Origin of the sequence: Methylobacterium sp. E-025, assembly GCF_022829705.1 — a bacterium.
Taxonomy (GTDB): Bacteria; Pseudomonadota; Alphaproteobacteria; order Rhizobiales; family Beijerinckiaceae; genus Methylobacterium.
In genome coordinates this window covers 1-217 of the sequence record NZ_JAKSYR010000191.1, presented here as the reverse complement: position 1 = coordinate 217, position 217 = coordinate 1, and the positions used below count along the sequence as shown (strand labels likewise).

1 pseudogene is annotated in these 217 nt (G+C 65.4%); it reads right to left on the bottom strand.

What is annotated here, in order from left to right:
• A pseudogene (locus tag MKK64_RS26795) lies at nt 1–217 on the bottom strand (porin); the annotation flags it as partial.

Below are 217 nucleotides of genomic sequence, written 5' to 3'. Positions count from 1 at the left end.
GTTGATCGCGGCGATGCGCGAGTAGGCGGTCGGATCCTTGTCGGTGTCGATCACGCGGCCGTTCTTGACGCCGATCTGGGTGTAGAGGCCTTCCACACCGATATCGAGGTCCTTCACCGGCGACCAGATCAGGCTCGCGCCGGCGACGAACTGGTAGGTGTCGCGAAGCGCCTGGCTGAGCTGGTAGAACCGGGTGCCGGGCGTGCCGACCGAGTTC